Source organism: Nostoc sp. JL34 (assembly GCF_017114945.1).
Classification (GTDB): domain Bacteria; phylum Cyanobacteriota; class Cyanobacteriia; order Cyanobacteriales; family Nostocaceae; genus Nostoc.
In genome coordinates, this window is sequence record NZ_JABXKQ010000015.1 from 1 (window position 1) to 12,631 (window position 12,631).

The window sequence follows — 12,631 nt, forward strand, 5'->3', positions numbered from 1 at the left end:
TTCTACTACTTAACTTTTCGTTACATAGCTGTAAATTTTTCCGCCCACCTACTTACGACGTAATATATATATGTTTCGCCAAGTGGGTGTTCCTGTCCTTGGCATCATTGAAAATATGAGTTATTTAATTTGTGGTGATTGTGGTTCACGCACACCAATTTTTGGTAGTGGTGGGGGCGAACAATTAGCCACAGAATTACAAGCGCCTCTGTTGGGACAAATTCCCATTGACCCCCGCATTTGTAGCGGTAGTGATACTGGAAATCCGATTGCGATAAGCGAATACATTTCACCAGCAAAGGAGGTTTTTACACAAATAGCTATTTCATTAAATACTATTTTTACGTTACACAATAAAACTACGCAGCTTGACCAAGCTTAGTAGCTTCAGGAACTTCAATCAATTGCCCTGTTTTGATATCGTAGATATAGCCATAGATAGGAATTTCATTCGGAACTAATGGATGCAAACGAATCCGTTGGACATCTGTATAGACACTTTTGGCTTGGTCATCAATAGTCAACCAATTGATAAACTTGCCTTCGCTTGATCCAGATCCAGATCCAATATCTGACCAACCTCTTTCATCTAGCTTGGCTGTTTTGAGGCTACTAGAAAGTAAATTACTGATGATTTCATTAGTGAAGGTTTCCATCCCGCAATTAGTGTGATGAATTACAAACCATTCACGCGTACCAAGTAATTTATAAGAAATCACTAAAGAGCGAATTGCATCATCGCTAGCACGTCCACCTGCATTACGAATTACATGGGCATCTCCTTCAGCTAGTCCAGCAAATTTAGCTGGATCAAGCCGAGCATCCATGCACGTGAGAATTGCAAACCGGCGAGATGGGGGTATGGTGAGATTACCTTTATCACCGAATTTATCAGTGTAACTAAGATTAGCTGCCAGAACTTCTTCTACAATTTGGCTCATTTTGAGTTTATGTGGGCGATCGCTAGTAGGGGCACAAGGCCTTGCGCCCCTACGAACGGTGTGGTTCAAATACATGAAAACTGCTGTAAATTGTTTTACGCAGAGGCGCAGAGAGTAGGAGTTTGAGACAAGTTTTTGCGATCTATGCGGGGTAAAAGACCAATGTTCGGAGTTCGATGCTTTCTCGTGGGGGAGCGTTGGCTGGGCTGGTGGGGTCTTCAAAGGCTGTATGGGCCGCAAAACGGGCGTATCCGTCTTCTGCGGAGTCGAAGCATTTGATAAATAGTGCTTCGTCTCTGTGCATTTGCGGAAAGTAGAACCATTTATGTTGGGAGTTATACGTGACACCGTATGTCTCACCAACCCGATCGCGGTACACAAGATCGCCAGCTACAAGGTCTGTGGGTGCGATACTTTGCGCGTCACACAGTGCTAATGGTGACTCTTGAATTGGTTGTGCGATCGCTCGCCAAACATTGATGATGGCAAATCGTTGTTTTAATAGTGCATCAATGTCATCTATTCCCCGTGCTGCTAGTTCCAAACGGGCGCGAGTATAGCCTGATTTGGCGGTGAAGTCGTTATGCACACGCTTTGCGGGTTCTTTAATATTATTCTCACCTGGCTTTGACTGACCAGCATTACGCAAGGTGTGATCGAATATCACTACCTTAGTTCCGCCCGTCACCTCTTTTAATAATTGCTCGGCTTCTGGATAGTAGACGCGGCGTACTTCGTCTTCATCGTAAAAGTTGCGAACATTAGTATTATGTCCAGTAAAGGCGAATCCTTCTCGATCTAACGATATGTTCTCTGAGATAGAACGAGCATTGTAAATTGGCAGTTTGTATGTCTGATAAGTTGCATTCGTGCGGGGAATCCCGGCTGGCGGTTCGTAAGTATAGTTAACAGGTTTTTCTGCCGTTGGAATCAGGTAAGTGAGGTTAGCCTCTACGGATGGCAGATCCAGGGAAATCGGTCTGTCTATAACTTGATTATTTAAGCTCATAGGTTATCCCATTTTGGATTTTGGTTAATTTCTGTCAATCTATACGTCCTATTTTTGAGATGCACCAACGGGAACAGGTTCACCGAGAACTTTGGCGAATCTTTCCAAATAGAAGTCCACAGGGTTTGCTACTGCTTGGATTGAGGAGCGATCGCCTACCAGATTCCACCATGTCTGCAAACGAGGTGTTTCGGCTGGTAATGTGAATTTGCGGAAGTGTTCTAAGAGTGGTAAACGTTCAAACCAAGGATAGAAGCTGATATCAACTAGGCTAAACTGATCTCCTAATAAATAATCACCTTTGCCTAATCCTTCTTGTTCAATATATAGAAGTGCTTCTGTGAACTCCTTTCGTCCTTGTTCTTGTTCCTGACTATCTTTACCGCGTAAGAATTTGTTAAAAGCTGGGACAAAGCGAGTATTAGCGTAGTCTATCCAAATCCGAGCGATCGCTTTAGCTGCGGGATCGCGGGGTAATAAAGCTGGTTCTGGAAAAACTTCATCTAGATATTCATTGATAATGGCGGACTCGTAAATTTCCACATCCCCATGTTTGATAGCCGGAACTTTACCATAGCCCGAAATCTGCGTGTACCCGTCTGGTTTATTTTGTAAGTCAATTTCTATCGGAGTGAAGTCAATACCTTTTTCCAGTAAGACGACGCGAGTCCGTTGAGAGAAGGTAGAGGCTTTGGCGAAGTATAGTTGGATGTTGCTCATGAAATCTTTTCCTTGTAATAATCGTGACATGCAGACTATTTGAGATTGCACAACTCAACCTAAAGCAATAAAACAGAAGCTGTTCATGAGCGATCGCCCACTATGGATGAAAGAAAGCATTCTGTTTTCTGATTAGTGTAGTTAAATAATTGACTTGCAGGTATGTACGTCAGTTAGATGATATACTACAGTTTATCGGTCGATTTAATGTACTTTAAATAGTATACAGTCTTTATGAAAATATGCATACCTAATTATTAGTGTAACTAAATAAATAGCTAGACATAATCGGGTGTTTGTGCTGTGGGACTATTTTTGTTGGCTGTGGCGTTTATCACTCATTTCAGTGTGCGGAAGAGAAAATCTCCAGTTGTTTAATGCAAAATAGAATTCATGCTGCAAATCTCTCCCCAATTTATTTTACGTAGCAAGAGAAGGAATCAAGATTAATGGCACATCTGTTTGAACCATTCAAGATTCGTGAAGTTGTTTTTCGCAACCGCATTGCCGTTTCACCGATGTGTCAATATTCCAGTACAAATGGATATGCTAATGATTGGCACGTTATTCATCTAGCCTCTCGCGCAGTTGGCGGTGCAGGTATAGTGTTCACAGAGGCGGCAGCTGTAGAGCCGCGTGGACGCATTAGCCCCCAAGATTTGGGAATTTGGTCAGATTCACATATCGAAACTTTAGCCAAGATTGTGGCATTAATTCATAACTTTGGCGCTGTTGCAGGTATTCAACTTGCTCATGCAGGTAGAAAGGCCAGCACTGCCAAACCGAGTAAAGGAGGGAAAGCGCTGGATGAATCTCAGGAAGGTTGGCGTCCCTTAGTTTCGAGTAGTGCGATCGCTTTTAGCCAAGATAGCCCAGTTCCAGAAGCCCTCGGTCTTGAGGGAATTCAAGAAGTTATTAACGCCTTTGTCGAAGCTGCCAAACGTTCTCTACAAGCTGGTTTTAAGGTAGTTGAAATCCATGCTGCTCACGGTTATCTACTGCACCAATTTCTCTCACCCCTTTCTAACCAGCGTCAAGATGATTATGGTGGTAGCTTTGAAAACCGGACTCGTCTCCTTAGAGAAGTAGTTCAAGCAGTCCGAGAAGTTTGGCCCCAGACACATCCGCTTTGGGTACGCATCTCCGCCACCGATTGGGCAGACAATGGCTGGGACGTTGAGCAAAGTATCGCTTTAAGTGACAAACTCAAGTCTTTAGGAGTTGATCTCATCGATACTTCATCAGGTGGTATTATACCGGGCGTTAATATCCCAATTAAACCTGGTTATCAGACTCAGTTTGCCGAACGCATCCGCCGCGAAGCTAATATTCATACAGGAGCCGTGGGCTTAATTACATCCCCGGAACAAGCTGACGAGATTATTCGTACAGAAGTCGCTGATATAGTGCTGTTAGGACGTGAACTACTCCGCAATCCTTACTGGCCGCATCTGGCAGCCAAACAACTTGGACACGATAAACTCTGGCCTGTTCAATACGATCGCGCTTGGCTGTGATCTAATTACCAGCGATCGCTCTTGCTCATATTGGGGAATAGCACTAAGAAAAGCTATAAACTATGCTGCATAAGCATTAATGCGTTAATAGCAGTGGACGCTTGGCTGCGATCGCTATTTTTTGTAGGGGCTGTGAAATGGAAGCGCTAACGGTGGAGGGTTGCCCAGCTTATGAAATTGCTACCTTGGATTTGCGAGGACTAGAAAAAACAGAAGTAGAGAGCAAGTTATATCGTGTCCGGTTCAAGACTTATCATTAAGATGGCAGGGGAGCAGGGGACAGGGAGCAGAGGGAAAGAGGGTTTCCTGGTTTTTGCACAGATGCGGGAATTATAACTAATTAGGCGGACATGATATTAGCAGCCATTCGATAAAAATTATCTCACAAAATTTTACCTTCTCAACAATGGACTTGCTTTGATATTCGAGCAACTTATTTAGATAATCAACGCATCCGCATTCACATCAGTATAGACTTATTAATTGTGGAGCGAGTATTCGCATTGTATTTTAAAAGTGGAATAAACTTATATCACAAACCTGATTTATTATTATCACCACTAGATTTATCTTTTCGTGATTATGTAATTAATAAAAACACCTTATACCAATTTAATGTGAAGTTGCATATATCTCGAACCCCCTAAATCCCCCGATAAATTGGGGGACTTTGATAGATTTTTTTCCGGTTCCCCCCTTAATAAGAGGAGCCAGCGCGGTCTTCTCCCAAGGGGAGACGGGAGACGCCAGTCGCTCATGGAGGAAACCCCCATGAGCGACTGGCGTGGGCTAGGGGGGATCTAATTCTATGCAGCTTCATAAAAAATTGGTATTACAAGATTTAGAATTAATCAAGCAGTTCCAAGATTATTGGTTTAGTTGTTTAGACACTTTATCACCAGCACAACTAAAGCAACGAATTGCTGTGAATGCGACAGATAAACCAATCCCTGAAACAGCTTTACTGCATACTTTGGTTTTTGAACAAGTATCTTTGCGTCTAGAGCAGATGGCTGTAATTACTAGCGATCGCACTTTAACATATCTTGAAGTAGGCGATCGCGCAATTAATTTAGCACATCATCTGCAATAACTACGTGTTTATCCTAATCAATTAGTAGCAATTATGATGGATAAAGGCTGGGAGCAAGTTGTGCCTACTTTGGGCATCGTGGCTGCTGGTGCTATCTACCCATTGATCCTGGACGGCTCTAAAATCATTAGGTTTGAGAGCGATTACTTGATTATTGTCCGCATAGGCGTAGCCCAACCTAGGCATCGCTGCTTGATAATCCCCTTGTCTGTAGTATGCTAGTCCCCGATTGAAGTGTGCTTCAACATTGTTGGGGTTCAGCCAGGATACGTGCAAATTGGGACATTGTGAAAGGGTAGAAATGTTCCGTTACCATTCGGCTATGACCCAAAGATGCTTGCAGTGCAAATAAATATTTAAACAAATTCAGAGGTTAGTTGATGGATTTTCTCTCGGACACCGTTGTTCTATCGCGGATGCAGTTTGCACTGACGGCGATCTTTCACATGCTATGGCCTGTTCTCACCACTGGAATGGGGATTTATCTAGTCATCGTCGAAGGAATGTGGCTTAAAACACGCAATCCTGATTACTATCACCATGCTCGTTTCTGGGCAAAACTATATGTGTTGAATTTCGGCATTGGTGTAGCATCTGGCTTGCCGATGGAGTTTCAATTTGGCACGAACTGGGCACCATTTTCCGAAGCGGTAGGCGACTTTTTTGGCAGCATTTTAGGCTTTGAGGCTTCGATGGCATTCATGCTAGAAGCCGGATTTTTGGGGATTATGCTGTTTGGCTGGGAACGAGTAAATCCAGTGCGTCAAGGCCCTAACCTAGAGCTTTCGGTTCCAGGCATTGACACCCAACCTCCCGCAGAAACTACTCCGGCTGAATTTGTTCCAGATCAACGTCCTGTTGAAGCAGAGCAATGATGAGTGCTGTTAGCGGTAACGGGGCTTTAGCCAGTAATTTTTCTTCCCTACGGGACGCTACGCGAACACTCAGCACTATCAATAGATAATTGTATGGAGAATCTAGAACACTTTTTAGCACAAGTTTGGTTTGTCATTTTGGCTCTGTTTTTATTTCTCTACGTAATGTTAGACGGGTTTGATCTAGGCGTAGGCATCTTATCGCTAACCAGTTCCAATGACGACCGACGCGACATTTTAATGACGAGTTTGGGTAATATTTGGGATGCTAATGAAACCTGGTTGGTGTTGATGGGTGGTGCGTTGTTTGGGGCATTTCCTCTCGCTTATGGCACTATTCTGAATGCGCTCTACATTCCCATTTTTGGGATGATCTTTGGCTTGATTTTTCGGGCTGTGGCCTTTGAGTTTCGAGAACATTCTACAAACAAAGTGTTTTGGAATGTGGCGTTTGGAGTCGGTAGTTTTATGGCGGCGCTATTTCAAGGATTTGCCTTGGGCACCATTTTAGAAGGCATTAAGGTGGATGAAGCGGGTCACTTTATCGGCGGTATGTGGGATTGGTTCGATTGGCGATCGCTCCTAGTTGCTTTGACATTGATCCAGGGTTATGTATTAATTGGCTCCACCTATCTCATCTTAAAAACTGAGGGAGAACTGCAAACATCCCATTACCGCACAGCAAAACTCGCTGCTTGGACAACGCTTTTAGGTGCAATTTTAATCACGATCGCCACCCCTGTTGTGTATGAAAATGCCAGGGCAAAGTTATTTCACCAGCCAGAAGTATATTTATTTTCAGTCATTCCAGTGCTAGGTGTGCTGCTGATTGGGTTATTGATTCAAAGCCTGAACCGCAAAGCAGAAACTACCCCCCTAGTTTGGACTGTGCTGCTTTTTCTGCTTACCTTTGTGGGGTTAGGATTAGTTGTCTTTCCCTATATCATCCCCCCAGGTATCACCATTTATCAGGCAGCCGCAGCACCTAGCGCATTAGTCTTCATGATTATCTTCATTGGATTTCTGATTCCCATTATGTTGTTCTACAACATCTACAATTACATTGTCTTTCGCGGGAAAGTGGCAGACACACATTATGGAGAATAGGTGATACTAATTTGAGAAATGATTGTTGATTTTTGTCCAAAGTCCAAGATGGTAGTTTCTTCCCATCTAATTCTGGGGTAAGTTCTGGCTTTAACTATTATTTGGCGTTCGTTGTTCGCGCAGCCTCTCGCAGAAAAGAGAAGACATACCGAGTAAAATGCTTTCTCAGACAGCATTCAAGCGTTACATGAGCGTGTTTGATCGGTTCAGGTTTGGGCTACGAGTGCGATCGCGTTTACTTACCAGAATCTACCCATTTAAGTCATTTTTGGGTGTCAACGGTAAACCCGTGGTTGAATACGAAGTGCGGGAGGTAAGGCGAACCGAGCGCGATGCCTACGGCGGCAAGCTACGCAAAAATGGAGAAACCACCGTGAGGCGATTAGCCAATGAAGGGTTTTGAAATCTTGAAACTTTCAGTTACCCTGAAACTTAAACTAGTAACTGAGTTTATTCAAAGACTGGGGACTGAGGAGCAGAGAGAGAATAAGAAATAACTAATGACAAATGACTAATGACTAATGACTAACTCAGATTGGAGAGAGAAATTTGAAAAATCAGCAATTGGGTAATTGGCAAACCACAGTTTTTGGAATTGTGTTAGCAATACTAGTGATTATTGGGCTAAATTCCTTTATCATTATTAACCCAGGACAAGCAGGAGTAATCAGCATCTTGGGTAAAGCGAGAGATGGCGCTTTATTGGAAGGTATTCACCTGAAACCGCCTTTTATCACTGTGATAGATGTGTATGATTTAACAGTGCAAAAATTTGAAGTACCAGCGGAGAGTTCCACTAAAGATTTGCAAAATTTATCTGCGAGATTTGCAATTAACTTTCGCCTCGATCCGATAAAGGTAGTTGAAGTTAGAAGAAAACAAGGAACATTAGAGAATATTGTCTCAAAAATCATTGCTCCTCAGACACAAGAAGCATTTAAAATTGCCGCAGCCAGAAGAACAGTAGAAGAAGCGATTACTAAACGAAGTGAATTGAAAGAAGACTTCGATCAAGCGTTAGGCGATCGCTTAGACAAATATGGAATAATTGTGTTAGATACTAGCGTAGTTGATTTAGCATTCTCGCCAGAATTTGCCAGAGCAGTCGAAGAAAAACAAATTGCTGAACAACGAGCGCAAAGAGCCGTTTATGTAGCACGGGAAGCTGAACAAGAAGCACAAGCAGACATTAATCGCGCCAAAGGTAGAGCAGAAGCTCAAAGACTCTTAGCAGAGACACTCAAAGCCCAAGGAGGGCAGTTAGTTCTGCAAAAAGAAGCCATTGAAGCTTGGAAGACTGGCGGCGCTCAGATGCCCAAAGTCCTGGTTATGGGTAGTGACTCAAAAAACGGCGTACCCTTCATATTCAACCTTGGGAATGTCCAAAATCAACCGTAAAAGGGAAGTGGGCATGAGATAACAAGGTCTAAAATTATAGCATTTGCTCTGACCTCAGACAAATTTTACAATACATTGGAAGATTGCCAATCCCTTCTCCTGTCGGAGAGGCTGCACGCTCCTACGTCGCTAACGCTTCTCTACGAGACGCTGCGCGAACGCCAACAGCAGTAACTTATGGGGTAAAGCCCCAAGCAATCGTTCGCGTAGCGTGTCCTAGACAAGACTCGCTAGCGCCAAGTAAGAAAACCGCGTTGGCTTCACCAAAATCCCAAATCCCAAATGGTATAAGTTAGGCTAGCCCCAACTCAAACACAACAGAAAAATCAACAAAATCATAGTCGAAGTTTATGTCAATCCCCAATCCTCAGAATCTCACCGCCGAAGAAGCGAAAAAATTACTGAACAAATTCAACTGTCTAGACATTGCTCCTATCGTCAACTCATCAGAAAAAGTTGGAGTTCGTAATGCCTTAATTTTGCTCACCAAGCTTACTGATTACCAAATTTTAGGAATTTGTGCTGATACAGCAGAAGAAGGAATATTGGCGATGAAAACCTATTCTCTGGCTTTGGGTTATGAACCACCAAACAATTTACTTACACCCGAAGGCCCAGTTTATATCAAATTAAATGGTAAAAATGGCTTGTGTTATCTTGATTCCTATGATGGACATCATCGTGGTGTATTAGTATCTTGCCAGTCTTACGACGAAGATGGAATCAACGAAATGTATGGACACCTTCCCTTGGACTTATTTGTATAGAATTCGGTAATGTAGGTAAGGTATTTGCCTTGCCTACTCACTAATGAAAAATAATTAATGACTTCAATCTTATGAGTATTATTACACTACAATCAGTAAAAAAAGACTTTGGCATCAAGGAAATTTTAAAAGATGCTAGCTTTAGCCTTGATGCTACCGATAAAGTTGGATTAATTGGTACTAACGGTTCTGGTAAATCAACTCTATTAAAAATGATCGCTGGCTTAGAATCCATTGATAGCGGTCAAATTTTAACTAACTCCGGTTCTAAAATCATCTACTTACCTCAGCAGCCAGATTTAGATGAAAATCACACAGTTTTAGAGCAAGTTTTCGCTGACAGTGGCGAACATATTGCTATAGTGCGTGAGTATGAAGAACTTTCTAATAAATTGGCTCACTATCCAGATGATAGCCAACTGATGTCTCGCCTTTCTGTGGTGATGCAACAGATGGATACGAGTGATGCTTGGGAACTAGAAACTAATGCCAAAATCATCCTGACAAAATTAGGAATTTCTGACTTTGATGCCAAGATAGGCACTTTATCTGGAGGCTATCGCAAGCGCATTGCTTTAGCATCAGCTTTGCTATCAGAACCAGATGTTTTGCTTATGGATGAGCCGACAAACCATCTAGATGCTCTTTCTGTAGAGTGGTTACAAAGTTATTTAAATCGCTATCGCGGCGCATTGTTTTTGATTACTCACGATCGCTATTTTCTAGATCGCGTTACCAATCGGATCGTGGAAATCGACCGAGGCGACATTTACACTTATACAGGTAACTACTCATATTACCTCGAAAAGAAAGCTTTAGCTGAAGAATCTGCTGTAAGTAGTCAACGCAAACACCAAGGCTTGTTGCGCCGCGAGTTGGAATGGCTCAAAAAAGGACCGAAAGCCAGAAGTACTAAGCAAAAAGCTAGAATTGACCGCGCTCACGCTCTGCGGGATACTGAATTTAAACAAGTTCAGGGTAAAGTTGATATTTCGACAGTTGGTCGTCGCATTGGGAAAAAAGTTATTGAATTAGATAACGTTTCTAAGGCATACAATGGACGCACTCTAATTAATAACTTCACCTACGAATTTAGTCCAGAAGACCGCATCGGCATTATTGGCGCTAACGGTGCTGGTAAATCGACTTTAATGGATATTATTACTGGACAGGTTAAGCCAGATTCCGGCATTGCAGAAATTGGTACTACAATTCACATCGGTTATTTTGACCAACATTCGGAAGAATTGCTCACAGCATTGAACGAAAATCAGCGCGTGATTGACTACATCAAAGAAGAAGGTGAATTTATCAAAATTACCGATGGGACTCAGATTACTGCTTCGCAAATGTTGGAGCGGTTTTTGTTTCCTGGTAATCAGCAGTATGCCCCAATTAGTAAACTTTCGGGTGGGGAAAAACGCCGTTTATTTCTGTTGCGGGTTTTGATGGGTGCGCCCAATGTCTTAATTTTAGATGAACCGACAAATGATTTAGATGTTCAGACCTTGGCAGTATTAGAGGATTATTTAGAAGATTTTGCCGGGTGTGTAATTGTAGTTTCTCACGATCGCTACTTTCTCGATCGCACCATCGACACAGTATTTTCCTTTGAGGAAGGCGGTAATCTGCGGCAATATCCAGGTAATTACTCGATTTATCTGGACTATAAGAAGGCTGAAGAGGCGCAGCAACAAGCCGCTAATGCTAAGGAGAAGCCCAAAAATGTTGAAACCCAAAATGGTGCGGCTTCATCCAAGGATGGAGAGAATACCAAGCGGCGCAGATTATCCAATTGGGAGAAAAAGGAATTTGAGCAGTTGGAAGGTAAAATTGCCGAGTTAGAGGCTGAGAAAGCGGAAACAGAGAAAAAATTAGCGAATGTCTCACCGGGTAATTATAGCGAAGTGCAGAAATTGTACGATCGTGTAGAAAAGCTCAAGCACGCGATCGATGTGGCGACTGAACGCTGGTTAGAATTAGCAGAGATGGAGTCTTGAAATTACTAGCTAGTAGTCTGTCAAGCTAGTAATGAAAAGTTTGTAGTATAGCGGTTCTCGTTTTCGTGAGGTACACCCGTAGGGGCACAGCATGCCCATAGGTGTCAACTTAGGCATCATGTAAAAATAAGTTGTACAAATTTAATTTGGAATAAGCTGTCAGCCTTACTTTCCAATTAAAAGTGTTCAAGTTATTTTTGCGTGACTCCTTAACGTGAAACCGCTTGTCCGCCAGGAATTGAAATTCCCTGCTCATAGCTAAAGTCATCTAAAGATGACTAAATATCACCAAAAATCTTTAGTCTACTTGAGTAGACTTTCGCTATTAGCCTGGGAATTCATTCCCAGGCGGGCAAGGAGGCCAAGGGTCAAGCTATTTTTTGCTTAAGTTGACACCAATGGGCATGCCGTGCCCCTACACCTTGCGATATGATGTTGTACCGCATCTGAGTGGGAACCTTTATAAGCACTAAGGTAGGGAAGGGTGACTTTTGACTTCCGCTTTGCGGTACTAGTGGGGTAGTTATGAAAATCCTTTTAGTAGAAGATGAATATCGGATTGCAAAAGCACTTGCAGAAGTACTCATTGACCAAAATTATCTTGTTGATATTGCAAATGATGGTCAAGTGGGATGGGAGTTTGCTAAAGCCTTTCCTTATGACTTAATAGTGTTAGATTTAATGCTACCAAAATTGGATGGTATAACTTTGTGTCGGCAACTACGGCAAGCAGGCTATTCTATACCTATTTTGTTACTAACTGCAAAAGACAGTAGCACAGATAAAGTCATTGGTTTAGATGCCGGAGCAGATGATTATGTTGTTAAACCCTTTGATTTACAAGAGCTAATGGCTCGGATTCGCGCTTTATTAAGGCGGGGAATTACTATTTTACCCCCTGTATTTGAGTGGGAAAAGTTGCGTTTAGATCCAAGTAATTATCAAGTTACATATAATGGACAACCAGTACATCTGACTCCCAAAGAATATAGAATTTTAGAATTGTTTTTACGTCACAGCCATCAAGTGTTTAATCGCAACGAAATTCTGAAACATCTTTGGTCTTTTGAAGAGCCACCAGGAGAAGAAACAATCAAGGTTCATATTCGGAGCTTAAGACAAAAATTGAAATTTGCTGGAGCTAATGTTGATTTTATTGAGACAATATACGGTTTAGGTTATCGACTCAAACAAACTTTTTAAA

At 42.4% G+C, this 12,631-nt stretch carries 14 protein-coding genes and 1 pseudogene; 11 read left to right on the top strand and 4 right to left on the bottom strand.

Annotated features, from left to right (window positions below; all coding sequences use genetic code 11):
• The first annotated feature begins 64 nt into the window (after positions 1-64).
• Complete coding sequence (locus HWQ44_RS01820) at positions 65-382, top strand: P-loop NTPase (RefSeq protein ID WP_292714179.1); 318 nt, start codon at positions 65-67, stop codon at positions 380-382.
• On the opposite strand, the gene HWQ44_RS01825 is transcribed toward HWQ44_RS01820, so the two are convergent.
• The 3 genes from HWQ44_RS01825 to HWQ44_RS01835 all read right to left on the bottom strand — a co-directional run bounded on the left by HWQ44_RS01825 (position 360) and on the right by HWQ44_RS01835 (position 2,670).
• Positions 360-941, bottom strand: a complete 582-nt coding sequence (locus HWQ44_RS01825; RefSeq protein WP_292713992.1) for a carbonic anhydrase — start codon at positions 939-941, stop codon at positions 360-362. The two genes, HWQ44_RS01820 and HWQ44_RS01825, sit on opposite strands and share 23 nt — an antisense overlap.
• A 142-nt stretch (positions 942-1,083) precedes the next feature.
• Positions 1,084-1,950, bottom strand: a complete 867-nt coding sequence (locus HWQ44_RS01830; RefSeq protein WP_292713994.1) for a CmcJ/NvfI family oxidoreductase — start codon at positions 1,948-1,950, stop codon at positions 1,084-1,086.
• Positions 1,951-1,998: 48 nt separating this feature from the next.
• Positions 1,999-2,670, bottom strand: coding sequence for a glutathione S-transferase family protein (locus HWQ44_RS01835; RefSeq protein WP_292713996.1), 672 nt, complete (start codon positions 2,668-2,670; stop codon positions 1,999-2,001).
• A gap of 449 nt (positions 2,671-3,119) precedes the next feature.
• On the opposite strand from HWQ44_RS01835, the gene namA reads away from it, so the two are divergent.
• The 3 genes from namA to HWQ44_RS01850 all read left to right on the top strand — a co-directional run bounded on the left by namA (position 3,120) and on the right by HWQ44_RS01850 (position 5,280).
• A complete protein-coding gene (gene namA / locus HWQ44_RS01840; RefSeq protein WP_292713998.1) occupies positions 3,120-4,187 on the top strand; it encodes an NADPH dehydrogenase NamA in 1,068 nt (355 codons plus the stop codon).
• 137 nt (positions 4,188-4,324) lie between these two features.
• Entirely contained in the window at positions 4,325-4,447 is a 123-nt protein-coding gene (locus HWQ44_RS01845; protein ID WP_292713999.1) for a hypothetical protein, read from the top strand.
• Between the two features lie 548 nt (positions 4,448-4,995).
• Entirely contained in the window at positions 4,996-5,280 is a 285-nt protein-coding gene (locus HWQ44_RS01850) for a hypothetical protein (protein ID WP_292714000.1), read from the top strand.
• 21 nt (positions 5,281-5,301) lie between these two features.
• Here HWQ44_RS01850 and HWQ44_RS01855 read toward each other — a convergent pair whose 3' ends face one another.
• Positions 5,302-5,556, bottom strand: coding sequence for a tetratricopeptide repeat protein (locus tag HWQ44_RS01855; RefSeq protein ID WP_292714002.1), 255 nt, complete (start codon positions 5,554-5,556; stop codon positions 5,302-5,304).
• A 104-nt stretch (positions 5,557-5,660) separates the two neighbouring features.
• Here HWQ44_RS01855 and HWQ44_RS01860 point away from each other — a divergent pair.
• The 7 genes and pseudogenes from HWQ44_RS01860 to HWQ44_RS01890 form a co-directional block, all read left to right on the top strand.
• Positions 5,661-6,038 (top strand): annotated as a pseudogene (locus HWQ44_RS01860) (cytochrome ubiquinol oxidase subunit I); the annotation flags it as partial.
• 210 nt (positions 6,039-6,248) lie between these two features.
• Positions 6,249-7,262, top strand: coding sequence for a cytochrome d ubiquinol oxidase subunit II (cydB, locus tag HWQ44_RS01865; RefSeq protein WP_292714004.1), 1,014 nt, complete (start codon positions 6,249-6,251; stop codon positions 7,260-7,262).
• A 157-nt stretch (positions 7,263-7,419) separates the two neighbouring features.
• Positions 7,420-7,665, top strand: a complete 246-nt coding sequence (locus HWQ44_RS01870; protein ID WP_292714005.1) for a hypothetical protein — start codon at positions 7,420-7,422, stop codon at positions 7,663-7,665.
• A 146-nt stretch (positions 7,666-7,811) separates the two neighbouring features.
• The gene (locus HWQ44_RS01875) at positions 7,812-8,660 is read left to right on the top strand and encodes a prohibitin family protein (RefSeq protein ID WP_292714007.1); all 849 of its coding nucleotides are present in this window, start codon (positions 7,812-7,814) and stop codon (positions 8,658-8,660) included.
• Positions 8,661-9,010: 350 nt separating this feature from the next.
• Entirely contained in the window at positions 9,011-9,427 is a 417-nt protein-coding gene (locus HWQ44_RS01880) for a DUF1824 family protein (RefSeq protein ID WP_292714009.1), read from the top strand.
• A 71-nt stretch (positions 9,428-9,498) separates the two neighbouring features.
• A complete protein-coding gene (locus tag HWQ44_RS01885; protein WP_292714011.1) occupies positions 9,499-11,427 on the top strand; it encodes an ABC-F family ATP-binding cassette domain-containing protein in 1,929 nt (642 codons plus the stop codon).
• Positions 11,428-11,952: 525 nt separating this feature from the next.
• Positions 11,953-12,630: a response regulator transcription factor gene (locus tag HWQ44_RS01890; RefSeq protein WP_292714013.1), complete on the top strand. Its 678-nt coding sequence runs from the start codon at positions 11,953-11,955 to the stop codon at positions 12,628-12,630.
• Position 12,631 lies beyond the last annotated feature (1 nt).